The organism is Chryseomicrobium sp. FSL W7-1435 (assembly GCF_038595005.1).
Classification (GTDB): Bacteria; Bacillota; Bacilli; order Bacillales_A; family Planococcaceae; genus Chryseomicrobium.
In genome coordinates, this window is the sequence record NZ_CP151997.1 from 768,455 (window position 1) to 792,796 (window position 24,342).

Below are 24,342 nucleotides of genomic sequence, written 5' to 3' on the forward strand. Positions count from 1 at the left end.
ATACTAGAGAAGATACTGATTTTGTAGTTGTACCTATCGAAATTAATCGTTGTACCAAAGCGTTGCAAGTGTGCCTTGGCCTGCGTGAACTGCCAGCACTGTGCTAATATCATCCACGATGATTTCACTGTTTGGCGCAACAGTGCGAAGGGAAGCAGCAAACTCATTGGCTTCTTCTGCGCAATTACCGTGCATTAAATAAATCTTCTTAATAGTGTGCTTCTCAGAAGAGGCAGCCACTTTATCAAGAAGCGCTTGTTTAGCCTTCTTCATCGACCGTACTTTTTCACCTTCATTTAACTTACCATTTGGAGCAATGTGGATGATAGGCTTGATCTTTAAGAGATTGCCTAAATAAAACTGTGCACTACTTAAGCGACCACCACGGTAAAGTTGATCAAGACTTCCAATTAAGATGTAGTTTTCAAAATCTTTTACTCTCGCACGAAGTGCATCGGCGATTTCTTCAGCTGTGTGACCTTGTTCTTGTAAGCCAATGCCGTGTTCGAGTAGTCCTGTTATACCTGCTGAAAGCGAATGTGAATCCACTAAATGGACGTCTACTTCAGCGATTTCTGCGCCACTTTTAGAAGAAGCAAAGGTACCGCTCAGTTCATTGGATAAGTGAACGGCGATAATTTCATCGTACGATTCTTTCAACTCTTCATACAGCTTTGCAAACTCACCAGCTGGAGGTTGTGATGTTTTAGCTTTTTCCTTATCTTTAGCTAAGCGATCGTAAACTTCCGATTTTGAAATGGTCACACCGTCTTGAAAAATTTCATTATCAAAATGAATCGTCAATGGCACAATATGAACATCTGGATGGTTTCTTAATTTCTCTGAAGGAAAAACACTGCTATCTGTAACCCATGCAATTTTTGTCATTGTAACTGGACACTTCCTTTAATAGTATTCTATGAATAATAAGTATACCATGAGAAGTGGGTCTATAAATCAAAAATTCAATTTATTTAGAGTGCCACCATGCTTCGTCCAAGGACTCTTTTGTATCAAATCGATGGCGCCATAGGATAATGATGACGAGCAATAAAAATAGGAAGCCGAATATAACATTTTCAAAAAATAGAGCTACTGCATAGGCAGGAAAAGCAAGATTCATGGAAAGTGTAGCGCTTTTTGTTAAGGCAAGTCCAATCAACATCACGGCGATGACAGCTAAGAAGGAAATAGGGTGAAATGCTAAAGCCACTCCTATAAAGGTAGCGATTCCTTTACCGCCTCGCCCCTTTAACCAAATGGGGAAGAGGTGACCGAGTGTTACCGCGATAGCCCCTATGGCAACTGAAACCAGTGAGAGATTGAGCTGGTGGCCAAGCCAGACGATGAGTGCGCCTTTCCCAGCGTCGCCTAAAAATGTCACAATGAATGCATCTTTGCCGAGCACTGTACCTGCATTGCGTGCTCCGAGATTGCCACTTTCATGGTCTCTCAAGTCGACGCCTTTCCATTTGCCTACGAACCATGCGGTCAGCACTGTACCAATTAAATAGCTGAGTAGCCAATAGCCTAACTGAATCATAGAAAGTCTCCCTCGAAGGTATTATTATTCAGTGTACCATGTGGCTATCGAGCTTTGGAATTTGATACAATAAGATGGAGAAGGAGTGATGCAAGATGAACGTACGTGAAGCTATTGAAACAAGACGATCAATTAAAAAATTTAACGGACAAGCAGTATCGAAAGAACAAATGAAAGAAATAGTAGAGGCAGGAACTTGGGCTCCTAACCATGGAACTCGTGAACCTTGGCGATTAGTAGGTGCTGTCGGAGAATCTATGGATCGTATGCTAGAAGCCATCAAAGAGGTAGCCGTACCGAAGTGGCGTGACATGAGCGAAGACGAGCTGAACAGTGCTTTAACTAAATTTATGCAACCCGGCGCTGTTTTATTTATAGTAGTGCCAGAAGATGCACGTCAGAAAGAACGCATGGAAGACTTTGGTGCAGCGAGTGCTATGATTCAAAACATGCAATTAGCAGCTTGGGAAATGGGCATCGGGTCTTGCTGGAAAACACCACCTTTTATAGACAATCCGAAATTCCGCTCAACACTTGGCGTGAAGCCTGGTGAGCGCATTATTAGTATGCTGCAGTTTGGGTATTTTGATGAAGCGCCTAAAGCTAAGCCACGTAAACCGGCTGAAGATATTTTAGAATTTTTCGAGTAAGTAATTGAAAAAAGCCGAATTCGTTGTCTAGACGAGTTCGGCTTTTTTGCAATTAGATTTAAATTGTTTATTTCTTAAGCTCTTCAAGCGTAAATTTAGCCATCTGCTCATAATAATTCCCGATGACGCGCAACCCTTTATCGAAATTCTCTAAATGGAAATGCTCATTCGGTGCATGGAAGTTTTCTGTTGATAAGCCAAAGCCCATTAACACGACCGGCAATCCTAAAATTTCATCGAATGCCGCCACGATTGGAATAGAGCCTCCGCCACGTACATAAGCAGTAGGTACGTTATAAACGGCTTCATAGCTAGCTCCAGCAGTCTGGATAGCTGGATGATCATATGGCGTAATGAAAGGCTTCCCTTTATCAAACTCAGAGACAGTTACTTCAACGCCTTCAGGTTTGTTGGCTTCAACATGCGCTTTCAGTTTCGCAACAATTTCATCAGGATCTTGGTCAGGCACTAGTCGGCATGTGATTTTTGCGCCAGCTTCGTTTGGTAAGACTGTCTTGATTCCTTCGCCTGAGAACCCTCCGAATACGCCGTTGATTTCAAGGGTTGGACGAGCCCATACACGCTCTAAATGTGTGAAGCCCTTTTCTCCGAAGAGAGCAGGCACTTGCAACTCCTCTTTAAGAGCCTCTTCGTCAAAGTCTAAAGCTGCATAAGCTTGACGCTCGTCTTCTTCAAGAGGACGCACGTTGTCATAAAATCCTTCTACTTGAATCGTTCCTTCTTTATCGCGGAAAGAGGCAAGTAGTTCAACGATAGCATGTAGAGCGTTTTGGACGCCCCCTCCGTAAAGACCAGAGTGTAGATCGCCTTTTGCGCCTTTAATATTTACTTGAATACCAGCAAGCCCACGTAAGCCATAACAAACAGCAGGTTGGCCAGGACCTTGCATGCCTGTATCAGAGATCACAATCACATCTGCTGAAAGAGCCTCTTTATTTTCTTCGACGTAAGCATCTAAGTTAGGACTACCAATTTCTTCTTCGCCTTCAATCAAAAATTTAATGTTGATAGGAAGCTCCCCAGTTTGTTGGAGTAGCGCCTCTACGGCTTTAACGTGCATATAGACCTGGCCCTTATCATCACTTGCGCCACGTGCAAAAATTTTCTCATCGCGAATCGTTGCTTCAAATGGAGCAGTTTCCCATAGGTGAAGGGGATCAACAGGTTGAACATCGTAGTGACCATACATCAAGATGGTCGGCTTACCTGGTGCATGCAGCCAATCGCCATATACGACAGGATGACCAGCCGTAGCATCGATCTTAACGTTCTCAAGACCTGCTTTTGTCATTGCTTGAGCCAACCAATCGGCTCCTTTTTGCATATCTTCTTTATGTTCCGATAAAGAAGAAATGCTAGCGATTGCTAAAAATTCTTTCAGTTCGGCTAAGTGCTTTTCACGGTGTTGTGCGAAGTAGTGATCAAGTTCAGTTGAATGCATAGTATCCCTCTTTCTTGAAATAAGAATCTACGATTAAGTATAGCAAACTTTCAGAAAAGGAGAGCTTGAAATGCAAGATAGGGTTGAATTATGGTATGATGGCTCTATCGAAAATTTTGAGCGTTACTATACTAGGGGGAACAATACACCAATGGAATTTGTCTATTTAGGCATCTGTTTAGTCCTGTCGTTTTTCTTTTCCGGCAGTGAAACTGCGTTAACCGCAGTCAATAGGATGAAGGTCCAGCTGAGAGCGGAGCAAGGGGACCGCGCGTCTCAAAAATTATTAATGCTTCTATCAAAGCCGGACCGGATGATCACAACAATCTTGATCGGGAACAACATCGTAAATATTACGATGCCGACAATCTTAACGATCATCGCGTTAACTTATGGTTGGGACATTGCTATCGCAACAGCTGTTCTAACTGTAATGATTATTATCTTTGGTGAAGTATTGCCAAAAACGATTGCTGTTACTTTCTCAGACCGAATCGCTTATCTTGTATCACCTATCATAGGAGCGCTCGTTCAAGTGTTGCGTCCCATCACTTTCATATTAGGCCAGTTAACGAATATCTTTATTCGTATCTTGTCAAAAGGTGCTGTGAAGGAAGCAACGATGACTAAAGAAGAACTTCGCTCAATGGTTGATATTGCCTCGACAGAAGGTACATTCAGAGAAGAAGAATCTGAGCGGTTAAAAGGGGTGCTCGACTTCCCTCACAAGGACGTGGAAGATGTTTTAGAGACGCACCGGACAGAAATCGTGGGTATACCAACAACGGCTTCTTTTGAAGAAGTTCGTTCCATCATATTAGATAATCGTTACACGCGTTTTCCTGTCTATGAAGATAGCATGGATGAAATCATTGGGATGTTCTACACGAAGCGTTTCATTGAATGGACGATGAACCCAGAGCGCGCTCTTGAAGAGTTCGTTGACTTAGAGCCCTTGTTCGTCGTGAAGTCATTAAGTGTAGAAAAAGTATACAAACAAATGCTTGCTAAGAAAAAGCATATGGCTATCGTGTTGGATGAGTACGGCGGAACGCTTGGTATTGTCACACACGAAGATATTATCGAAGAAATGATTGGCCAAGAAATCGAGGATGAGACAGATGAAGATGAACAACCGCTTGTGTATGAACATACAGCAGACCGTCTTATCTGTGCCGCACGATTTGAGATCGAAGACTTTAACAACTTAATGGAAATGTCTATTGAAACTGAAAATGAAACAATTGGTGGCTTCATCATGGAATTGCTTGGGCATGTACCAGATGAAGGGGAAAAGGTTGTTTTTGAGAACTTGCATTTTGAAGTGAACGAGATGGACCGAAACCGAATTGTGAAATTGACGGTAACAAAATTAACAGATCAAACCGAATCTACTGAAGAAGACCTGGTTCGCGCCTAGCGCGTGCCAGGTTTTTTTAAATTACATAAGTGTAATGAAGATGAAAGAAGACTCGATGGTTCGTAAGGAAGGAGTTTGAGAAGATAAGGGTACGAAGAAACGAACCGGAGGGGAACAATCATGACCAAGATTGAAACCGTATATGAACAACACAATCGCTCAATTTATTATCTGTGCTTAAAGCTTACAAAAAACCAAGCAGAAGCTGAAGACCTCATGCAAGATGTTTGGATGAAAGTTGTACGCTATGAATCGTATTTAGAAAATGTGGATCATGTAAAAGCGTGGTTGACGACTATTACAATGAACACGTTCCGTGATAAATACCGTAAAGACGTTCGCCGCAGCAAACATGTAGTGATTCAACCCGATCAGTTAGACGTATCCATCTTGGATTTGATTGCAGCCGATACATTACCTATTGAAGATCAATTAGCGAAAGCAGATGTAAGTGAATTGATCCAAAAGAAACTTGGTGAGCTGGATACAATCTATAGCAAAACAGTCTTTTACTTTTACGTGAAGCAGTTGTCGCTTGTTGAAATTGCCGAGATGATGAAAGTATCTATTGGTACGGTTAAATCTCGTCTGTTCCGAGCGAAGCAGCGTTTACGTGAGCTTATCTTAAATGACGCAGAATCTGCGGAAATGTTGCTTGCTTAATTAGATGTAATATTTTTCCTTTTAGGTACCTGTGCACTGCACAATTCAGTTTATTCACTACAATTCCATAAATATGAAGGAGCAACCTTGATGCATCAAGGTTGCTCCTTCATTTATGCAAATTGTGTTGAATAGTGCGGTGCACAGGTACCTTAAAAAAATCCCGAGACGATGAGGTCTCGGGATTTTTTGCGATTTATTCTGAACGTTCTTCTACAAACTCTTCACCTGTCGAGAACCATTCTTCAACATTCCACACTTTTGTAACAAGGCCTTCATAGAAGTCTGGTTCATGTGAAACCAGCACGATGGTACCTTTATATTCTTGCATAGCACGTTTTAATTCTGCTTTTGCTTGAACATCCAAGTGATTGGTTGGCTCATCGAACAACATCCAGTTACTTTCATCAAGCATCAGTTTACATAGTCGAACCTTCGCTTGCTCACCACCACTTAAGCTAGAAAGAGGGCGTGAGATATGGTCGTTTTTCAGGCCTGTGCGGGCAAGAGCTGCACGGACTTGGTTTTGATCCATACTTGGGAACGTTCCCCAAACATCATCGATTGGCGTCATATTGCCTGCTTTGACTTCTTGTTCAAAGTACGCAGGAATCAAAAAGTCACCTCGACTCAATTTGCCATCCAAAGATGGCACTTTACCAAGCATCGTTTTAAGAAGTGTCGATTTCCCGACGCCATTCATTCCGACCAAAGCAATCTTCTCACCACGTTCAATTGTGAATGTTAAAGGAGGAAGTAGAGGTTTGTCGTAGCCAATCACTAAATGATCGGCCTCAATAACAAATCGACTTGATCCTCGTGATTCTTTAAAGCTAAACTGCGCTTCTTGCGCTGTTTCTGGACGGTCGATGCGTTCGATACGGTCCAGTTGTTTTTGGCGTGATTTTGCACGGCCGGTTGTTGAGTAACGAGCCTTGTTTTTAGCGATGAATTGTTCGGTTTTTTTAATGTAATCTTGCTGTTTTTCATAAGCGTCGATATGCTGACGTTTGTGTAACTCGGCAAGTTCGATAAATTTCTCGTACGTTGCTGTATAGCGTGTGAGCTTAGAGAATTCCAAGTGGAAGATAACGTCCGTCACGGTATTCATAAATTCAGTATCATGCGAAATTAGCATGAAAGCATGTGGGTAATTTTTTAAATAGTTGGCTAGCCAAGAGACGTGCTCTTCGTCCAAGTAGTTGGTTGGCTCATCGAGAAGCAATACTTTTGGTTTTTCAAGCAATAGCTTAGCAAGAAGTACCTTAGTGCGTTGTCCTCCAGATAGAGCATCTACGCGTTTGTCCAGACCGATTGCGTCCAGTCCAAGTCCCCGTGCCACTTCTTCGATTTTCATATCAAGTGTATAAAAATCACCAGCATCTAAAGCATCTTGGATTTCTGACATCTCATCCAAAAGGGTTTCAAGTTCCTCAGGAGAAGCCTCAGCCATCTGCATGCCGATGTCATTCATCTTAGCTTCCTTTTCATAAAGCGGCAGATACGCATCGCGAAGTGTATCCATCATGGAGCGTCCTGGCTGTAAGCGAGTGTGTTGATCTAAATAGCCATAATGAGTGCCAGGAAGCCATTCTACGCGTCCTGCATCGTGTACAAGTTCACCTGTGATGATTGACATCATGGTGGATTTTCCGACGCCGTTAGCACCGACTAGCCCGACGTGTTCGCCTTCGACTAAACGGAACGATACGTCTTTGAAAAGTGTGCGATCTCCAAAGGAGTGTCCTAAATTATCTACTGTTAATAAGCCCATTGTTATTCCTCGATCCCTACTATATAAATTTAAATAAATATTAGTATGTTTATTTCTGATCAAACGCCTTCCGCATCTTAACGCAATCGAGCTCCAGGCGTTAGAAATACACTCAAAAATCAGTCGCACCCATAGAGGCAGAGAGAGCCTCTATGGGCACGCCAGATTCCATCGGCATTTCTGATCAAACGCCTTCCGCATCTTAACGCAATCGAGCTCCAGGCGTTAGAAATACACTCAAAAATCAGTCGCACCCATAGAGGCAGAGAGAGCCTCTATGGGCACGCCAGATTCCATCGGCATTTCTGATCAAACGCCTTCCGCATCTTAACGCAATCGAGCTCCAGGCGTTAGAAATACACTCAAAAATCAGTCGCACCCATAGAGGCAGAGAGAGCCTCTATGGGCACGCCAGATTCCATCGGCATTTCTGATCAAACGCCTTCCGCATCTTAACGCAAAAGACGCCCGCTAATTATAACTTAGCGAGCGCTGCGTTCAATTCCTGTAACTGGACTTCCATCGCTGCTAGGCGCAGTTCTGCTTTTTCGAGCATCGCCGGATGTCCGGTTGACTCGAGCTTTTCCATGTCGCCTTGAAGGCGTACATAATCCATCTTCAGTTCAGCGATTTGTTGTTCAAGCTCATGCTTCGTCATCTGATTACTTCCTTTACGTGACAAACTATCGTCTAGTTTACCACAGGTCGTATCAAGATGTGAATTCTCGTAATTCAGCTAAAGCCTTCAACTCCTGTATAATAGCTGCTGGATTTAAGGTTTCTGCTAGTGCTTCAAGTTGTTTTTTCTTCTTCAGCAGCAAGCCTTCATGTAACACGACTTCCATAATGGCGTTTTGTAGAGCGGACTGCTTCACTTTTCGACCAAGGCCAAGATGAGTGAACGCAGGAATCTCATCGCCAAAACGATAGCTGACTTCTCGTTTTGATTCGGCTAACAGCACGGCAGGTGTCGCAGTCTGCACGCAGAGGTAAGGCATATGGGCACTCGAGGTGATAGCAAGATCGGCACGTTCTAAATAAGGAAGATAGTCTGCGGTCTCGATGAGCTGCAAATGCTTCCGTTGTAATATGAATGACTGCAGGGTAAAGCGGTCGTGCTGATAAGACGGGTGGATCACGACGTCCACTTCGAGCGGAACATGAAGCTGCGTGAGATGACGCAACACACGGTGGGTAAGATTGTCAGGATCTTTTTCTGGAAACAGTATGACTATGCGTTTAGTTTTGCTGATCTGTGGTGGAGAAGGGGTGTAGGAGATCGGAATATAGGCATCGAGACCTTTCCGTACATCCATGGGCAAGTAGTCGGCTTCTTCCGTATATAAAGTTTGCAGTTGATAGTCGGCGACTAAAGCCCCATCACCCGAATCGTCGATAACGGCTACACGACTTCCCAGCTGGTGCATGAAGCGTATATCTTCTGGCGTAGAGCGACCTGCATCACGAATTGTCAGGTTTGGTTGATAAGCAGCTAGTAGATTGTAGAGCTCAGGTTGGGTTGTATAAAGTGTGGCATCGACGTCAGGGTGTTTTTGCTTCATAAAGAGTTGAACGGCTTGTGGCCAGGTGTTTTGGAATTCACGCGCACGACGAAGGGCATATCCAGCCATTTCTGTAGATGGATCTAGTAAATAGGCAATTTTTATAGCGTTCATCCTCCTTTTTCCTCTATACTTCACTCTATGAAGAAATTTAAAAACTATGCGAAAGGAGAGTGAGGATCTTGGATTCTTTACTAGTTGTATTAATGGTCATTATCTTTTTAGGTATTTTCTCGCAGTGGATTGCCTGGCGTTTTCGCATGCCGGCGATTGTTATCATGTCGATTGTGGGTTTACTAGTGGGCCCTGTGTTTGGACTTATCAATCCGGAAGCAAGTCTTGGTGACTTGTTCAATCCACTGATTTCACTCGCAGTCGCTATTATTTTGTTTGAAGGAAGTTTGAACCTAGACTTCCGAGAAGTACGAACATTTAGCAAACCGTTGACCCGAATTGTTACACTCGGAGCATTTATTGCGTGGATTGCTGGCTCACTTGCAGCTCATTTCCTCGCTGGGTTGTCACTAGAAGTGGCTTTTATAATTGGAGGACTGTTTATAGTCACAGGCCCAACAGTTATTTTGCCGCTTCTGCGACAGGCGAAATTAAAGGCACGACCAGCTGCTATCTTGAAATGGGAAGGCATTGTCGTGGATCCATTTGGAGCGCTCCTTGCCGTTTTCGCCTATGAATTTATCAAATTCGCTGGAGGCACCATTACTCTGGAAGCCTTTTTGTTATTCTTTGGAGCGTCTATATTTGCAACGCTACTGGGGATTGGGGCAGGCTGGGGACAAGGGAAGATGATGGAGCGAGGGATGGTGCCCGAGTATTTAAAGGCGCCAATGCTATTTGCTGTCGTGCTTCTTGTGTTCGTCGGTTCAGATATAATCATGCATGAGACAGGGTTGTTAGCTGTAACAGCTATGGGTATTATGATGGCAAACATGCACATCGCATCCATCAACGATATTCGCCATTTTAAAGAAAACATTTCAGTCTTATTGATTTCAACAATTTTTGTAATGCTGACGGCATCCCTACAACGAGAAACGCTACTAGCTATCTTTGACTGGGGAATCTTATTATTTGTAGCGGCTATGCTATTTGTTGTTCGCCCTTTATCGATTTGGCTAGCAACGATTGGAACAGATCTTCATTGGAAGGAAAAAACGCTCATTGGGTGGATTGCACCAAGAGGAATTGTGGCGTTGACGGTATCGGGTTATTTTGCGGGGGTTCTTACGGAAAATGGCTATGAAGATGCCGATATTCTAACAGCGTTAACATTTGCGTTAGTATTTTCCACTGTTGTTTTTCATGGTTTTTCAATTGGCTGGTTGGCGAAAAAGCTTGACCTCGCAGCTTCGGATCGACCAGGAGTGTTGATTGTGGGAGGAAATGAGTTTAGTGCCAAACTGGGTGAGTCGTTGAAAAACGATGGGGTAGAAACACTGATTGTAGATAATACGTGGGAGCACCTTCGCTTTGCAAGAAAATTGGATGTACCTACGTATCGTGGGGATATTTTGTCGGAGCAGACCGAATACACTCTAGACTTTGCCCCTTATCCCGTGATGATTGCAGCCACAGAGACAGATGCTTATAACGCACTCATCACCTCCAACTTTGTTCCTGAAATCGGTCGGGAAATGTTGTTCCAAACGGCTCCTTATCGTGCGGATAAAGAAGATTATCATCCTTCTCTAGGGGGCATCGTCTTGTTCGATGAGAGCGCTGATATTACTACTTTGGCAAATCGTATTGCACGTGGACATATTATTCGCAAAACAACTCTGACAGAGAAGTTCTCAGAAGAAGAATACTTGGCGACCCGTCCTGAAGAAAGTTTGATCCTCTACATCAAACGAGAAGATGGAGCAGTGCTGTTTTGGGCACCTAAGCGAAAGCTTACTTTAAAAACAGGAGACACCATCGTTTCTCTAGCGCCACCGGTCAAGGAAATGGAAAAAGCGCATAGAAAAGTGGAGCAGGCTCGTTCGGAAACGACATAAACATCAGGCGTGCCTATGAAATGGAACTCATTGTAAGAGATCGGGAAATAATATGGTAATAGAACTCTATTGGTTAGAAAGTTGAGTGGAGTGTAGGGGCTGACTCCAGTGGGATCAAAAGTCGGAACGTGAGACCCCGCAGGAGCTTGCGACGAGGAGGCTCACGGCGCGCCCACGGAACGCAGCCCCGGAACGGAACTCAATATACACAAAAAATCAGCAAGTTCTCTGGAATGCACCCTAGAGAACTTGCTGATTTCATTTTGTCTGAACCTCTTATTTTTTCAACTATTTATCGAACTTTAAACCTTTTAACGCTTCCGCCAAAGCATTGTTGACAGGCTCATCTTGTTGTTGTTCTTTCATGAATTTCTGGACACTGCGCTTATCGGCTTTGCCCGTGCCTTGTTGCTTACGACGTGCTTCGAATGCAGATAACTTTTCACGGTGTCCGCACTTACACACGAAAATCTGTCCATCGCCTTCGCCACGCAGTTCAAGTTTCTTTTTACACTGTGGACAGCGAGCGTTTGTCACACGGGAGACGTTTTTGCGATGCCCACACTCACGGTCTTGGCAGACAAGCATCTTGCCTTTCTTCCCATTGACTTCAAGCATTGGTTTCCCGCAATCCGGACAAGTTTTAGAAGAGACATTGTCATGCTTGAACTTGGCATCACTAGACTTGATTTCTTGGACAATCTTAACTGTATACTTCTTCATTTCTGTAATAAAAACATCTTTTTTCTTTTTGCCTGTCGCTATAGCTTCTAGTTGAGTTTCCCATTCAGCAGTCATCTCTGGAGAACGAAGGTCTGAAGGGACCAGGTCTAGAAGTTGCTTGCCTTTAGACGTCACGTGCAGATCTTTTCCGCGTTTCTCAATTAAGAAAGAGTTGAACAACTTTTCAATGATATCTGCGCGAGTGGCTACTGTTCCCAGTCCACCAGTTTTCTTTAAGGTTTCCGCTAATTGTTTGGACGAATCTTCTAAGTAACCAGATGGATTTTCCATGGCACTTAATAAAGTTGCCTCTGTAAAACGTGCAGGAGGCTTTGTTTGTCCAGACGTTTGGCGCACGTAATCAATTGTGAGTTTCTGACCCTTTTCGAGTTTTGGTAGACGTTGTTCCGCTACATCCTCGTCATCCTCATCTTGCAAATGCATCACTTCATGCCAGCCTTCTTGAAGAACTGTCTTTCCTTTAGCGACGAACTCTTCTGGGCCCACTTTTGTGACAACTGTTAATTGCTCAAATTCATGAGCTGGAAGTAAGACAGCTAAGAAGCGTTTAACGACAAGGTCATAGATTTTTCGTTCTTTATCATTCATAGCACTCAGATTGACCGTTTCTTCAGTTGGGATAATGGCGTGATGATCCGATACTTTGGCATCGTTTACAAATGAACTTGAGGCTTTAATTGGTTTAGTTAAAATCTTATTGGCCACCGAACGGTAATCGCTAACGGCACAAGCTTTCAAGCGTTCAGAAAGTGTCGGCACGATATCGCTAGACAGGTAGCGTGAATCTGTTCTTGGGTACGTCAATACTTTGTGCTGCTCATAAAGCTTTTGCATGGTGCTCAGGGTTTCCTTGGCGGAGAAGCCATAGCGCTTGTTGGCATCTCGTTGAAGTTCTGTTAAGTCATAAAGAGCAGGAGAATACGTTTTCTTTTTCTTCACATCAAGTGAGGAAATGATGGCTTCTTTCGATTCTGCAGCATCCACGAGCTGTGTGATTTTAGCTGCATCAAATGATCGGCTTGCTCCAGATTTCGCGTCACGCCAAGTCAGGGTCAAGCCCTCTTTTGTCATAGCTTGTATGCCGTAATACGTTTTTGGAGTAAACTTTTTAATCTCTTCTTCTCGAGCGGCAATAATAGCGACAGTCGGTGTCTGTACCCGCCCGGCTGAAAGTTGTGCATTAAAGCGTGTAGTAAGGGCACGTGTTGCATTCAGGCCCACATACCAGTCTGCTTCAGAACGAGCGACTGCGGCGTGGAAAAGATTTTCGTATTTTTGACCAGGTTGGAGCTTGGCAAAACCATCTTTGATGGCTTTGTCGGTGACAGAAGAAATCCATAAACGTTGAGTCGGCTTTTTTCCGTTGACCTTCGCAAATATCCACCGTGCAACGAGCTCACCTTCACGCCCGGCATCGGTTGCGATGATCCAGCCATCAACGTCTTTTCGTTCTAGTTGAGATTTGACTGCGTAAAATTGCTTGCTGGATTGACGAATGACCGTCAATTTCAATTTTTCCGGCATCATAGGGAGGTCTTCTAAATTCCACGACTTGTATTTGGTGTCATAGGTCTCAGGGTCTGCAAGTGTGACCAAATGGCCGAGCGCCCACGTGACGATATACTTGTCACCTTCTAAAAAGCCGTTTCCTTTTTTCGTGCACTTTAGGACACGCGCGATGTCACGGGCAACAGATGGTTTTTCTGCTAAAACTACTTTTTTCATACGGTAATCTCTCCTTCATGTGTCCCTATCTTACCATATCAGAGGCTTGACCTCATGTCGTATACTTAGAGGAGTGAGTGAGAAAGAAGGGGTATGTGTGAAAAAGAATTACGTCGTGCGCTGGAGTGTCTATATAATTGGCCTCTTGTTGATGGCGCTAGGTATAACACTGACGATTAAAGGGAATTATTTAGGAATCGGACCGTGGGAGGTGTTGCACGTCGCGTTGTTCCAATTGTTAGGGTTGACGATTGGCACATGGTCGATACTTGTGGGGTTCCTGCTCATCTTGATTGTCGGCTTCATTGAAAAACGGTTCCCGCTTCTCGGGACATGGCTGAACATCTTGCTGATCGGCGCATTCATTGATGTCTACAACTGGTTGCTTCCTGATCCAGAGTCTATCGTGGTACAAACGGTGGTATTTGTTATCGGAATTATTGTGATGGGTATTGGAGCTGGTACATACGTCGCTGCACGTGTCGGAGCTGGTCCTCGCGACTCGATTATGATGATGCTTGTCGAAAAGACAGGGGCCAAGGTGAAGACGGTCAGGACCTCTATGGAGATGGGTGTTGCCTTTCTAGGATGGCTACTTGGCGGGCCTCTTGGAGTGGGGACACTGTTGATTGCTTTTGGACTGGGTCAACTTGTCCACTACACGTTGCCGGCTGTTGAAAAGCTCATCGAGAAGCTTTCTGGAGAAGACTTCGATGTGAAGGTAAAGGCAAAACCGAGCATTAAATGATACACTACTAGTGAATCGTTTAATTCCAGTCAGGAAAGGAAGAAAAACATGTCAAAATCACTTGATACCTTTTTAGAGAAAAATTTAAATGAACTAAAAGAGCAAGGTCTTTACAACGAGATCGATCCGGTTGAAGGTCCTAACGGCGCCATCATCACAATCGGCGGAAAAGAATTAATCAACTTGTCCTCTAACAACTACTTAGGGCTTGCGACAAACGATGAGTTAAAACGCATCGCAAAAGAAGCGACAGATAAATACGGCGTAGGAGCAGGTGCTGTTCGTACAATCAACGGAACACTTGACCTTCACGTGAAGCTAGAAGAGAAGCTGGCTGAGTTCAAAGGCACAGAAGCAGCCATCTCTTATCAATCTGGTTTTAACTGCAACATGGCCGCTATCTCGGGTGTGATGGACAAAAACGATGCGATTTTATCGGATCAATTGAACCACGCTTCCATCATCGATGGTTGCCGTCTGTCTCGCGCGAAAATCATTGCTTACAATCACAACGATATGGACGATCTTCGTGCAAAAGCAAAGGCTGCGAAAGAGTCAGGTCTTTACAACAAAATCATGGTTATCACAGATGGCGTGTTCTCAATGGACGGCGATCTTGCAAAACTTCCTGAAATCGTGGAAATCGCACGCGAATTCGACCTTATCACTTATGTGGATGACGCACACGGATCAGGCGTTATGGGTAAAGGAAAAGGGACTGTGAAGCATTTCGGTCTTGAAAAAGAGATCGACTTCCAAATCGGGACGTTATCAAAAGCAATCGGTGTCGTCGGTGGTTACGTAGCCGGTTCAAAACAACTGATTGACTGGTTGAAAGTACGCTCACGTCCATTCTTGTTCTCTACAGCTCTTCCACCAGGGGACGTTGCAGCCATCACAGCAGCTATTCAAATGCTAATTGACTCGACTGAACTTCATGACAAGCTGTGGGACAATGGGAACTACTTGAAAGCGGGCCTTGAAAAACTTGGCTTTGACATCGGTCACTCAGAAACACCAATCACTCCAACCATCATTGGAGACGAGAAGCTGACTCAACAATTCTCGAAACGTTTGGCTGAAGAAGGCGTGTATGCAAAATCAATCGTCTTCCCAACTGTTCCAAAAGGTACTGGCCGCGTGCGCAATATGCCAACAGCTGCTCACACGAAACAAATGCTCGACGACGCTTTGGTAATTTACGAGAAGGTCGGCAAAGAGCTTGGCGTGATTAACTAAATACGTATTTGAAACCCTGCGCTTGGAGAGATGTATCTCTCAGGCGCGGGGTTTTTGTGCTTATGAGATAGAGGGGGGAGTGGAATTAGTTTTCATAAAACGACTGAGTGGATAAACCCCAAGCGACCCAAGCCCTTGCTAGAAACATCTTGAGAAATATTAGGGTTTAGGCTCTAAATTAGTTTCCATAATATCAGCAACGTCATAATGGCGACAGCTAACGTCATAAAGGAGCGAGTTAATGTACTAATGGAAGCCGCTAACGTCACAATCAGCCAAGTTAATGTACTAATCAACTTGGTAGTGTGCTAAAGTCAATGCGTTCGTCACATCTTAGTATTGTATCTCTGAAAAGAACATATTATAATAGCTAGTGTAAAAACATACGTATATCAACGTCTTATACTACTATAATGTACTTTCCAAAAATACAACTGTAAATGAGGAGCGAAAACCATGAAGAAAATCATGATTACCGGAGCCCTTGGTCAAATCGGCTCAGAGCTTATCACCAAGCTTCGCAAAGAGTATGGCACCGACAATGTACTTGCTACAGACATTCGTCGAATTGAGAGCCCAATCGTGGAAGAAGGGCCTTTTGAAATTTTAGATGTAACGAACGCAGAAGAAATGCACCGCATTGCGAAGGACTTTGGTGCGGACACAATGATGCATATGGCGGCACTTCTTTCGGCTACAGCTGAAGCGAAACCATTGCTTGCTTGGAACATCAACATGGGTGGCCTTGTCAATGCACTTGAAGTGGCTCGTGAAGAGGGCATGCAATTCTTCACGCCAAGTTCTATCGGCGCATTCGGTCCTTCGACACCTAAAGTGAATACACCACAAGACACTTTGCAACGTCCAACAACTATGTACGGCGTCAATAAAGTATCCGGGGAACTTCTTTGTGATTACTACTTCCAAAAGTTCGGTGTGGATACACGCGGCGTTCGTTTCCCAGGGTTGATTTCGTATGCGACTTTGCCAGGTGGCGGGACAACAGACTACGCAGTAGACATTTACTATAAAGCGTTAGAGGAAGGGACTTACACTTCTTACATCGACAAAGGCACATTCATGGACATGATGTATATGCCAGATGCCCTGCAAGCAATCGTTGATCTGATGGAAGCTGACCCTACTAAATTGCTGCACCGGAATGCGTTCAACGTAACGGCGATGAGCTTTGATCCGGAAATGTTGGCAGCTTCGATTCGCAAGGAACTTCCAGACTTTACATTGAACTACGAAGTAGACCCGGTTCGCCAAGCGATTGCGAATAGCTGGCCTGATTCTATTGATGCAACGGCAGCTCGTGACGAATGGGGCTTTAAAGCGCAGTTCGACCTAGATGCGATGACACGCGACATGCTTAAGCAACTACGTGCAAAACAACAACTCGTTTAACTAAAAAAGGGGCTCCTCATTTTTGAGGAGCCTCTTTGTGTTAGAACAAAATATGAGCAACGACAGCGATGATCGGGAAAGCAATCAACGTACGCAGTAAGAAAATAACTAGTAAGTCTTTAAAGTTAACTGGAATCTTCGAGCCAAGTAATAGCCCACCGACTTCAGACATGTAGATTAACTGAGTAACCGACATAGTAGCAATGAAGAAACGAGTCATTTCTGATTCGATACTCGCTCCTAAAATTGCCGGTAAGAACATATCTGCAAATCCAACAACGATCGTTGCAGCAGCTTCAGAAGCCTCTGGAAGTCCAGCAAGCATCAACAGCGGTTCAAAAGGTTTTCCTAAAATCGTAAAGATAGGTGTGAATTCAGCGAGCATTAGGGCAGTAGTACCAAAAGCTAGTACGACTGGTGCCACGCCGATATACATATCCGCTACGGTTTTCAATCCGTCTTTAAAGAACTTTGAGACAGAACGGTTAGCGTCCGCTTTTTTCAAAGCGTTCTCAAGACCATAAGAAACGACCGAATGATGAGCAGGAAGCTCCTCACGAGTCAAGTCAAGCGGTGTGTCATCTTTATACGTCTCGGGTTTCCCACGAAGTGGGTAAATGCGAGGCATAATCAGGGCAAGAACAATTCCTGCAAAAACGACGGTTGCATAGAACGGTAAGAAGTAAGAGCCTAAACCGACTTCTTCAATAACGACGATACTGAATGTGATTGACACGACAGAGAAAGTCGTTCCGATGATAGCCGCTTCTTTCTTCGTGTAGAAACCTTCTTCGTATTGGCGTGCCGTCAATAATACACCAATTGTTCCATCACCTACCCAAGAAGTGACAGCATCGACTGCTGAACGCCCCGGAAGTCCGAATAAAGGACGCATCACTTTAACCAGTAGCGCTCCAAAGAATTCAAGTAAACCGAAGTTCAAGAGCAGTGGTAATAAAAGACCTGCAAAGAGGAAGATGGTGAATAGGAATGACACCAATCCTTCATTAGGTTCTAATAATAGTCCACCTGTGTATTCGTTCCAAACAGGCTCAGGGCCGATTTGGAAAATGATCATAATGGCATAAACAAGGGCGACAAGACGCACGACTAGCCAAAACGGCGTGACTTTGAATAGACCCGATGCAAATGAATCATCCTTAGGGCGAGCCATGAAAAGCAGTGAACCGATTGCTGCAATCGCAACAGTGGCAAGTGCAATCCATTGAATGAATGGGGCTAACCAACCAGAGAGCACATTAGCAAACGAAGCGATAGGCACGCGCATCGTGTCTCCATCTGGAAGTGGAATCATGAATAATACTACACCCACGATGGAAGGAATTAAAAACAGTAACCATGTGGAAAGAGAAAATTTCTTTTTCATAGGGAGTCTCCTTTATGTAATTAACTACGGCGAAACCGTGAACTTATCATACGAAAAGCGCTTACACTTGTCGATGTAAGATTTTGTAAAGCAGGCGAAAAAACGCTTGTTTTGAAGGTGATTTAGCCAGTTTAGCGATTTAAGTTAGTAAAATAGAACTATTTTGTTTATTCGCTCTATTCAATTTATATACAGCCTTCGCAGAATAATTTGCATAATGTTGTATGAATATTCGAAAATTATGCATAAAGTATTTGGCAATACAAGTCACTCTAAATTAATCAGAAAAAATAAAAAGAAGAGGCTGGGACAAAACATAATAATAGAGCTCATTAGTTAGAAAGTTGAGTGGAGTGTAGGGGTTGACTCCAGTGGGATCAAAAGTCGGAATGTGAGACCCCTCTTAGATGTGGAGAACGTCACGCTAGAAAGTCCGAGAAAATCAGGCGTGCCAAGTGAGGCGCTCTTGGCCTCGGTTGGTGCGACTGCTTTTGGAGCGTCTTTCTGACGTTCGCAACTCGATTCTATTGAGTTATAAACACAGCGCGCCCGCGGAACGCAGCCCCGGAACGGAACTCGAAATACATGAAAAATCAGCAAATTCTCTGGAATTCAACCTAGAGAACTTGCTGATTTATTTTGTCCCAACCGCATCCAATTAGTTATTGATAACGACTTGTTTCAACATCATAGAGGTAAAAGCGTTCAAAATGCAGCCAGTTTTCAGCTTCTGGCTCACCTTCTGCAAGACGCTTCTCCATTTCTTCCAGCATCCAAGCTGTTTGAGAAATGTGGGCTCTCATGGCGCCCATTTTGTTGTCACGAGCATCGGTAATGTCATGAATCACATCTGGCTCACCTAAATCGTCTTTCGTGTCATTCGAAAAAGCGACGGCATAAATCGTCGGACGTTGTTCTTTTGGAAGGCGATACACAGCACGTGAAACAGCGCGAGCAGTTGCTTCGTGATCAGGGTGTACGGAATAATCGGGATAGAATGTGATGATAAGAGATGGCTTCACGTCATCAATCAAGTCTTGAACCAGAGTAATCATTTTTGTGTCATCTTCAAATTCAAGCGTCTTGTCACGAAGACCCATCATCCGTAGATCTTGCAAGCCCATAGCATCAGCAGACGCCTGCAGCTCTTTTTTACGGATTTGTGGCAACGATTCGCGTGTCGCAAAAGGCGGGTTTCCTAAGTTACGGCCCATTTCGCCAAGTGTTAAGCATGCATACGTGACCGGTATGCCTTGTTTGATATAGGTAGAGATGGTGCCAGAGACACCAAATGCTTCGTCATCTGGATGAGGAAAGATGACGAGAACAGCTTCTTCATGCGGTAAAGTCATAACAGTTCCTCCTTAGTAAGCAAAAGGCGTGCGGCTGATCTGAAGAGCGACCGCAAGCTTTCCGCTATAATCATGGCCGGCTAGCAAAAGGCGGTCGTGATCATCGATTTCAAAATGTGTGATTCCTTGCGCGTAAACCCAACCATTCGGCAACTTCAGACCTACTCGGTGAGGGGCATCGCCTACAACTTTTGCCAACTCATAACGCAGTTGAACATTTCGGATGAAGGCACCCGCATTAAACACTTCTTGATTGAAGTGGTTCGCATAGGCACCGTTTGTAGTTTCTAAATGGATGAAGACGTCCTCGCCCGCAAAGCGGTCAAGGTGTTGTTGCAATATTTCGATCTGAACAGTCTCCATTGTGAACCTCCTCCGTATGGGATAGAAAAAGCCTGCGAGGGGCAGGCTCTCCGTAAAAACTAGATTTGTGATGTTGTGACTGTTGGAGCGCCGTGAATGCTCTTTGCACCATGGAGAACAGGTCCCACATAGTCATTTAGCTTCCAGCCATTTTTAATAGCGGCTGAAACAAATTCTTTTGCTTCAAATACAGCATCTTCAACCGTCATACCATTTGCTAAGTTCGCTGTGATGGAAGCTGCAAACGTACAGCCAGCACCGTGGTTATAAGTTGTTGGTGTTTTTTCTGTTTCTAAAAGAGTGAACGTGTCACCGTTGTAGAACAAGTCGACTGCTTTTTCATGCTTTAATTGTTTGCCGCCCTTAATGATGACATTTTGAGCGCCCAACTCGTGAATCTTCTCAGCAGCCGCTTTCATGTCTTCAATTGTTTTTAATGCGCCAAGGCCAGAAAGTTGACCCGCTTCAAACAAGTTGGGTGTAACAACTTTTGCGTGTGGCAATAAATGTTCAATCATAGCGTCAACAGTACCAGGGTTCAATACTTCGTCCTCGCCTTTACAAACCATAACAGGATCGATAACTACGTTTGCAACGCCAGCCTCTTGAATCGCCTTACCAGCAATTTCAATAATTTCTTCTGTGCTGAGCATTCCCGTCTTGATAGCATCTACACCAGTAGATAGAGCCGTTTTAATTTGAGATTTCAGTACATCTGTTGGTAAGGAGTAAACACCATGGCTCCAGCCATTATCAGGATCCATCGTAACCACTACTGTTAAAGCAGTCATACCGTATGTTCCGTGCTCTTGGAAGGCTTTCAAGTCCGCTTGAATTCCTGCGCCACCTGATGTATCAGAACCTGCAATTGTAAGAGTTTTCTTGATTGACATGTTAATTCCCCCATTTTCCACGGCGGAAGGGCAAACCGTTCCGCTCTGAATTCTATGTTTTATTGTAGCAGACTCTCGCTAGATTTCCATTATGGAAGCTTAGGTGCTCGGTAAACATTCCAAGCCACGCTAGCGATACTGATGCCTAGCGCGAAAAGTACGCCAGACGTCACAAAACTTCTCCCAAACGCAGACAATATTGCCAGCACGAAAATACCTATAATAAGCAGACAAACAAACAGTGCAGTGAATAGAAGCCCTAATTGCTTGGCTTTTTCCGGCACATGATCTTCTGTCGCAGCTGCTTTTTCAATCTCTCGAAGCTTTTCACGAAATCGTAAATCTGACATAAATTCACCTCTGAAGTCATCCTATCACGCGTCTCCGATTGCTACTAGTAGATTCTTTCTGTTACAGTTGTAAGAAACTGTCGAAAGAGGGAACCAAATGACGAACAACAAGCGGATGAAAGAACTTGAAAAGGAATTGGAACAGTTAAAGAGAGAAGAAGCAGCTACTTATGTAGAGTCACCAGGAAGGGCTCGAAGTGTCGGCAAACCTTTTAAACTTACGAAGTGGATTCCTCTTTTAATAGGAATTGTAGTCATACTGCTAGCTATAAATTTTGTACGAACGTTTGAGTTTGGCTCGTTAATTGGATCAGTTTCAAGTGAAAGTAAAAGTGCTTTTGTTGAACGTTTGCAAGAAAATGAAGAATTAGTAACAGCAGAGGGTTATTTGAAAACGGTTATTCAAAAAGAAGATTTTAAAACATTACCTTTTGATTTAAAGATTCCAGGTACAACACGTCAAATTTTAATTATCTTCCCGGGACAAGTTCAAGCAGGAATTGATTTGTCAGCTATCTCTGAACAAGATATTGAGTTAGATGAAGAAACTAAAACAGCTCGATTTACTATTCCAAAGCCAGTGATTTTAGGGGAGCCAACACTTTTCATGGATCGAGTTCAAGTGTTCTCTAATACAGGTCTGCTAGCAGAGGGATTAGATGCTGCGGAGTCGTTTGAAATTGCAGCTGAGGCGCAGGAATTAATGAAGGAGGAAGCTGCTTCAAGTGGATTATTGGCTTTAGCCGAAACAAACGCCGAAAAAGTCTTACAAGATATGTTCCAACTAGTTGAGTACGACGTGACAATCGAATTCGAGGAGTGACAGTCGCATGAAATGGAAAGAAGCCTTAGCAGATGAATGGGAAGCACCGTATTTCATTCTATTAAAAGAACGCTTGGAAGAAGAGTACAAGACGAAAACCATTTTTCCGGCTTGGGATGAAGTATTGAATGCATTGAAATACACGGCTTATGAAGATGTTCGTGTAGTGATACTGGGGCAAGATCCTTATCATGGACCAGGGCAAGCGCATGGACTTAGTTTTTCTGTACAGCCTGGCACTCCGCTTCCTCCGTCTCTTCGCAACATGTACAAAGAGTTGCAGGCAGATTTGGGGTGCGCTCGGAATACCGGAGATTTACGAAGCTGGGCAGCACAAGGCGTATTGCTTTTAAACACAGTCCTGACAGTGGAACAAGGAAATGCCCATTCCCACAAAGGCTGGGGCTGGGAAAATTTCACCGATGCTATCATTCGTGCAGTGTCTGCTAAAGAAGAACCGGTCATTTTCGTGCTGTGGGGACGACCTGCTCAAACGAAAAAAGCACTGATCGATACGGACAAACATATAATCCTAGAATCCGTCCACCCCAGTCCACTGAGTGCCTCTCGAGGATTTTTTGGAAGCAAACCTTACTCACAAATTAATCAACAACTCGAAGAATGGGGCAAGCCAGCCATTGATTTTTGCCGATGACTGCGGTAGCATGATACCGGAAAAGGAGTCAAACGACATGATTAGTTATCAACAAGTAGCAGCACAACTACAAACTTACACACAGCGGTTACAGGTCGCTACGACAGATGCAGAAAGACGTGAATGCTTTGCGGCTATTCGAGCTCTTTGTGACATTGGCTTAGCAACCGCAGCGAACACCATGCCCGCACCATCACCCGTGACGTATGCGGAAGCATCGCCTGCTTCTTCACCGGTAGCGCCTCCAAGCGTCCCGCTCAGTGGAGAACGATTTAAAGAAGACGATGCGAACGGCGATTCACTATTTGATTTTTAATAGAAAGAAGGAATGGATTGTGAAGTTATTTTTAATTGCAGGGGCCATCAATGGGTTCTTAGCAGTAGCACTTGGTGCATTTGGAGCACATGCCTTAAAAGAACGACTTAGCGAACGCTATTTGGCCATCTGGGAGACAGCGGTTCAATACCAGATGTTTCATGCGCTTGCACTAATTGCGATTGCCATTCTTATGCATCCGAACTTGTTCGGAGCAAGCGGTGCTTTAAACGGTGCCGGTTATGCCATCTTGATCGGCATCATCATTTTCTCAGGAAGCTTGTTCGCACTAGCTTTAAGTGGGGTAGGTATTTTAGGCGCTATCACCCCAATTGGTGGCGTGGCGTTCCTCGTTGGCTGGGTTTTATTAATCGTAGCCGTCGTCAAATCTGCTATATAGGTAACTAAAAAAATCCGATTCTGCCTGTGCAGAACCGGATTTTTTGTATTATACCGTAAAGAAAGCTTTGCGCTTGTCGGTATCTAAGTAAGTTCCTACGAAGAATGAACCGAATTCGCCGTAACGCGCACTAACTTCATCAAAACGCATTTCATAAACGAGCTTTTTGAATTGAAGCACATCATCCGCAAATAATGTAACGCCCCATTCAAAATCGTCAAAACCGATAGAACCTGAAATAATCTGTTTCACTTTGCCCGCATACCCGCGACCAATCATTCCGTGGCTACGCATCATCGTTTTACGATCTTCCATTGAAAGCATGTACCAGTTGTCTTCCCCTTGACGGCGCTTGTCCATCGGGTAGAAACAAACATACTGTGTACGTGGTAGCTCTGGGTAGAGACGCGCACGAACATGTGGGTTTTGGTAAGGATCTTCTGTCGATTCTCCAGCTAAGTAGTTGGATAGCTCCACTACAGAGACGTAAGAATAGGCAGGAACTGTGAATTCAGCGATTGCCAATTTATTGAAACGATTCTCCAGTGAATTGAGTTCATCCATTGTTGGACGTAACGTCATCAACATAAAATCAGCTTTTTGCCCAACCACTGTATAAAAGGCATGTGCGCCTTCTTTTGCGTCATCCACTTGTTGCATCTCTTCTAGGTAAGCAAGAAACTCGTCAACAGCGGCTTGGCGCTCTTCGGCTGCAAGTTGTTTCCATGAAGACCAATCCATCGTGCGGAAATCATGTAACACATACCAGCCATCTAATGTAATTGCTGCTTCGTTCATATCTAAACACTCCTTTAACTCTAGTCAACAATCCAAGTTTACCATATGTG

General features: G+C 44.0%; 25 protein-coding genes. 11 read left to right on the forward strand and 14 right to left on the reverse strand.

Annotated features, from left to right (window positions below; translation table 11 throughout):
* Positions 1-42: 42 nt before the first annotated feature.
* The gene (locus MKY84_RS04140) at positions 43-888 is read right to left on the reverse strand and encodes a DegV family protein (protein ID WP_342527955.1); all 846 of its coding nucleotides are present in this window, start codon (positions 886-888) and stop codon (positions 43-45) included.
* Positions 889-970: 82 nt separating this feature from the next.
* Positions 971-1,543, reverse strand: coding sequence for a glycerol-3-phosphate acyltransferase (locus MKY84_RS04145; RefSeq protein WP_342527958.1), 573 nt, complete (start codon positions 1,541-1,543; stop codon positions 971-973).
* Positions 1,544-1,638: 95 nt separating this feature from the next.
* Between MKY84_RS04145 and MKY84_RS04150 the strand changes: the two genes are divergently transcribed.
* Positions 1,639-2,193, forward strand: coding sequence for a nitroreductase (locus tag MKY84_RS04150; RefSeq protein ID WP_342527960.1), 555 nt, complete (start codon positions 1,639-1,641; stop codon positions 2,191-2,193).
* 67 nt (positions 2,194-2,260) lie between these two features.
* On the opposite strand, the gene MKY84_RS04155 is transcribed toward MKY84_RS04150, so the two are convergent.
* Complete coding sequence (locus MKY84_RS04155) at positions 2,261-3,655, reverse strand: dipeptidase (protein ID WP_342527962.1); 1,395 nt, start codon at positions 3,653-3,655, stop codon at positions 2,261-2,263.
* A gap of 151 nt (positions 3,656-3,806) precedes the next feature.
* On the opposite strand from MKY84_RS04155, the gene MKY84_RS04160 reads away from it, so the two are divergent.
* The gene (locus MKY84_RS04160; protein WP_342528849.1) at positions 3,807-5,075 is read left to right on the forward strand and encodes a CNNM domain-containing protein; all 1,269 of its coding nucleotides are present in this window, start codon (positions 3,807-3,809) and stop codon (positions 5,073-5,075) included.
* 120 nt (positions 5,076-5,195) lie between these two features.
* The gene (locus MKY84_RS04165) at positions 5,196-5,738 is read left to right on the forward strand and encodes an RNA polymerase sigma factor (RefSeq protein ID WP_342527964.1); all 543 of its coding nucleotides are present in this window, start codon (positions 5,196-5,198) and stop codon (positions 5,736-5,738) included.
* A 196-nt stretch (positions 5,739-5,934) separates the two neighbouring features.
* Here the strand turns inward: MKY84_RS04165 and MKY84_RS04170 are convergent, their stop codons facing one another.
* The 3 genes from MKY84_RS04170 to MKY84_RS04180 form a co-directional block, all read right to left on the reverse strand.
* A complete protein-coding gene (locus MKY84_RS04170; RefSeq protein ID WP_342527966.1) occupies positions 5,935-7,512 on the reverse strand; it encodes an ABC-F family ATP-binding cassette domain-containing protein in 1,578 nt (525 codons plus the stop codon).
* Between the two features lie 475 nt (positions 7,513-7,987).
* Positions 7,988-8,170: an SE1832 family protein gene (locus MKY84_RS04175; RefSeq protein WP_342527969.1), complete on the reverse strand. Its 183-nt coding sequence runs from the start codon at positions 8,168-8,170 to the stop codon at positions 7,988-7,990.
* 52 nt (positions 8,171-8,222) lie between these two features.
* On the reverse strand, positions 8,223-9,188 hold the full coding sequence (locus MKY84_RS04180) for a hypothetical protein (RefSeq protein ID WP_342527971.1): 966 nt from the start codon (positions 9,186-9,188) through the stop codon (positions 8,223-8,225).
* Between the two features lie 59 nt (positions 9,189-9,247).
* On the opposite strand from MKY84_RS04180, the gene MKY84_RS04185 reads away from it, so the two are divergent.
* The gene (locus MKY84_RS04185; protein ID WP_342527973.1) at positions 9,248-11,089 is read left to right on the forward strand and encodes a sodium:proton antiporter; all 1,842 of its coding nucleotides are present in this window, start codon (positions 9,248-9,250) and stop codon (positions 11,087-11,089) included.
* Positions 11,090-11,377: 288 nt separating this feature from the next.
* Here the strand turns inward: MKY84_RS04185 and MKY84_RS04190 are convergent, their stop codons facing one another.
* Positions 11,378-13,558 carry a DNA topoisomerase III gene (locus MKY84_RS04190; protein ID WP_342527977.1) on the reverse strand — a complete coding sequence of 727 codons (2,181 nt, stop codon included), beginning with the start codon at positions 13,556-13,558 and terminating at the stop codon, positions 11,378-11,380.
* Between the two features lie 97 nt (positions 13,559-13,655).
* Here MKY84_RS04190 and MKY84_RS04195 point away from each other — a divergent pair, with 97 nt between their 5' ends.
* Positions 13,656-14,306 carry a YitT family protein gene (locus MKY84_RS04195; RefSeq protein WP_342527979.1) on the forward strand — a complete coding sequence of 217 codons (651 nt, stop codon included), beginning with the start codon at positions 13,656-13,658 and terminating at the stop codon, positions 14,304-14,306.
* A gap of 48 nt (positions 14,307-14,354) precedes the next feature.
* Positions 14,355-15,545, forward strand: coding sequence for a glycine C-acetyltransferase (locus tag MKY84_RS04200; protein WP_342527981.1), 1,191 nt, complete (start codon positions 14,355-14,357; stop codon positions 15,543-15,545).
* Between the two features lie 173 nt (positions 15,546-15,718).
* Here MKY84_RS04200 and MKY84_RS04205 read toward each other — a convergent pair whose 3' ends face one another.
* The gene (locus MKY84_RS04205) at positions 15,719-15,841 is read right to left on the reverse strand and encodes a hypothetical protein (protein WP_342527983.1); all 123 of its coding nucleotides are present in this window, start codon (positions 15,839-15,841) and stop codon (positions 15,719-15,721) included.
* Positions 15,842-16,001: 160 nt separating this feature from the next.
* Between MKY84_RS04205 and MKY84_RS04210 the strand changes: the two genes are divergently transcribed.
* Positions 16,002-16,955: an L-threonine 3-dehydrogenase gene (locus tag MKY84_RS04210; RefSeq protein ID WP_342527985.1), complete on the forward strand. Its 954-nt coding sequence runs from the start codon at positions 16,002-16,004 to the stop codon at positions 16,953-16,955.
* Positions 16,956-16,995: 40 nt separating this feature from the next.
* Here the strand turns inward: MKY84_RS04210 and MKY84_RS04215 are convergent, their stop codons facing one another.
* The 5 genes from MKY84_RS04215 to MKY84_RS04235 form a co-directional block, all read right to left on the reverse strand.
* The gene (locus tag MKY84_RS04215; RefSeq protein WP_342527987.1) at positions 16,996-18,342 is read right to left on the reverse strand and encodes a YjiH family protein; all 1,347 of its coding nucleotides are present in this window, start codon (positions 18,340-18,342) and stop codon (positions 16,996-16,998) included.
* A 662-nt stretch (positions 18,343-19,004) separates the two neighbouring features.
* The gene (gene bshB2 / locus MKY84_RS04220; RefSeq protein ID WP_342527989.1) at positions 19,005-19,694 is read right to left on the reverse strand and encodes a bacillithiol biosynthesis deacetylase BshB2; all 690 of its coding nucleotides are present in this window, start codon (positions 19,692-19,694) and stop codon (positions 19,005-19,007) included.
* A 12-nt stretch (positions 19,695-19,706) separates the two neighbouring features.
* Positions 19,707-20,057: a YojF family protein gene (locus MKY84_RS04225; RefSeq protein ID WP_342527991.1), complete on the reverse strand. Its 351-nt coding sequence runs from the start codon at positions 20,055-20,057 to the stop codon at positions 19,707-19,709.
* Positions 20,058-20,116: 59 nt separating this feature from the next.
* Entirely contained in the window at positions 20,117-20,950 is an 834-nt protein-coding gene (gene thiD, locus MKY84_RS04230) for a bifunctional hydroxymethylpyrimidine kinase/phosphomethylpyrimidine kinase (protein ID WP_342527994.1), read from the reverse strand.
* An 89-nt stretch (positions 20,951-21,039) separates the two neighbouring features.
* The gene (locus MKY84_RS04235) at positions 21,040-21,300 is read right to left on the reverse strand and encodes a hypothetical protein (protein WP_342527995.1); all 261 of its coding nucleotides are present in this window, start codon (positions 21,298-21,300) and stop codon (positions 21,040-21,042) included.
* A 97-nt stretch (positions 21,301-21,397) separates the two neighbouring features.
* On the opposite strand from MKY84_RS04235, the gene MKY84_RS04240 reads away from it, so the two are divergent.
* From MKY84_RS04240 to MKY84_RS04255, 4 genes are read left to right on the forward strand one after another with little or no spacing between them, the layout of a single operon-like run.
* Entirely contained in the window at positions 21,398-22,123 is a 726-nt protein-coding gene (locus tag MKY84_RS04240; protein ID WP_342527997.1) for a DUF4230 domain-containing protein, read from the forward strand.
* A 7-nt stretch (positions 22,124-22,130) separates the two neighbouring features.
* On the forward strand, positions 22,131-22,778 hold the full coding sequence (locus MKY84_RS04245; RefSeq protein WP_342527999.1) for a uracil-DNA glycosylase: 648 nt from the start codon (positions 22,131-22,133) through the stop codon (positions 22,776-22,778).
* 37 nt (positions 22,779-22,815) lie between these two features.
* The gene (locus tag MKY84_RS04250; protein ID WP_342528000.1) at positions 22,816-23,094 is read left to right on the forward strand and encodes a YwdI family protein; all 279 of its coding nucleotides are present in this window, start codon (positions 22,816-22,818) and stop codon (positions 23,092-23,094) included.
* A 19-nt stretch (positions 23,095-23,113) separates the two neighbouring features.
* Positions 23,114-23,494: a DUF423 domain-containing protein gene (locus MKY84_RS04255; protein ID WP_342528003.1), complete on the forward strand. Its 381-nt coding sequence runs from the start codon at positions 23,114-23,116 to the stop codon at positions 23,492-23,494.
* Between the two features lie 48 nt (positions 23,495-23,542).
* Here MKY84_RS04255 and hemQ read toward each other — a convergent pair whose 3' ends face one another.
* Positions 23,543-24,292 (reverse strand): hydrogen peroxide-dependent heme synthase, encoded by a 750-nt coding sequence (hemQ, locus tag MKY84_RS04260; RefSeq protein WP_342528004.1) that lies wholly within the window; start codon positions 24,290-24,292, stop codon positions 23,543-23,545.
* Positions 24,293-24,342: the final 50 nt, after the last annotated feature.

Bases quoted from the DNA above. Each gene is read 5' to 3' on its own strand.
- MKY84_RS04225 (WP_342527991.1), bottom strand. From the start codon at position 20,057: ATGGAGACTGTTCAGATCGAAATATTGCAACAACACCTTGACCGCTTT.
- MKY84_RS04155 (WP_342527962.1), bottom strand. From the start codon at position 3,655: ATGCATTCAACTGAACTTGATCACTACTTCGCACAACACCGTGAAAAG.
- MKY84_RS04165 (WP_342527964.1), top strand. From the start codon at position 5,196: ATGACCAAGATTGAAACCGTATATGAACAACACAATCGCTCAATTTAT.
- MKY84_RS04245 (WP_342527999.1), top strand. From the start codon at position 22,131: ATGAAATGGAAAGAAGCCTTAGCAGATGAATGGGAAGCACCGTATTTC.
- MKY84_RS04170 (WP_342527966.1), bottom strand. From the start codon at position 7,512: ATGGGCTTATTAACAGTAGATAATTTAGGACACTCCTTTGGAGATCGC.
- MKY84_RS04240 (WP_342527997.1), top strand. From the start codon at position 21,398: ATGACGAACAACAAGCGGATGAAAGAACTTGAAAAGGAATTGGAACAG.
- MKY84_RS04140 (WP_342527955.1), bottom strand. From the start codon at position 888: ATGACAAAAATTGCATGGGTTACAGATAGCAGTGTTTTTCCTTCAGAG.
- MKY84_RS04145 (WP_342527958.1), bottom strand. From the start codon at position 1,543: ATGATTCAGTTAGGCTATTGGCTACTCAGCTATTTAATTGGTACAGTG.
- MKY84_RS04200 (WP_342527981.1), top strand. From the start codon at position 14,355: ATGTCAAAATCACTTGATACCTTTTTAGAGAAAAATTTAAATGAACTA.
- MKY84_RS04150 (WP_342527960.1), top strand. From the start codon at position 1,639: ATGAACGTACGTGAAGCTATTGAAACAAGACGATCAATTAAAAAATTT.
- hemQ (WP_342528004.1), bottom strand. From the start codon at position 24,292: ATGAACGAAGCAGCAATTACATTAGATGGCTGGTATGTGTTACATGAT.
- MKY84_RS04175 (WP_342527969.1), bottom strand. From the start codon at position 8,170: ATGACGAAGCATGAGCTTGAACAACAAATCGCTGAACTGAAGATGGAT.
- MKY84_RS04250 (WP_342528000.1), top strand. From the start codon at position 22,816: ATGATTAGTTATCAACAAGTAGCAGCACAACTACAAACTTACACACAG.
- MKY84_RS04160 (WP_342528849.1), top strand. From the start codon at position 3,807: ATGGAATTTGTCTATTTAGGCATCTGTTTAGTCCTGTCGTTTTTCTTT.
- bshB2 (WP_342527989.1), bottom strand. From the start codon at position 19,694: ATGACTTTACCGCATGAAGAAGCTGTTCTCGTCATCTTTCCTCATCCA.
- MKY84_RS04210 (WP_342527985.1), top strand. From the start codon at position 16,002: ATGAAGAAAATCATGATTACCGGAGCCCTTGGTCAAATCGGCTCAGAG.
- MKY84_RS04190 (WP_342527977.1), bottom strand. From the start codon at position 13,558: ATGAAAAAAGTAGTTTTAGCAGAAAAACCATCTGTTGCCCGTGACATC.
- MKY84_RS04235 (WP_342527995.1), bottom strand. From the start codon at position 21,300: ATGTCAGATTTACGATTTCGTGAAAAGCTTCGAGAGATTGAAAAAGCA.
- MKY84_RS04180 (WP_342527971.1), bottom strand. From the start codon at position 9,188: ATGAACGCTATAAAAATTGCCTATTTACTAGATCCATCTACAGAAATG.
- MKY84_RS04215 (WP_342527987.1), bottom strand. From the start codon at position 18,342: ATGAAAAAGAAATTTTCTCTTTCCACATGGTTACTGTTTTTAATTCCT.
- thiD (WP_342527994.1), bottom strand. From the start codon at position 20,950: ATGTCAATCAAGAAAACTCTTACAATTGCAGGTTCTGATACATCAGGT.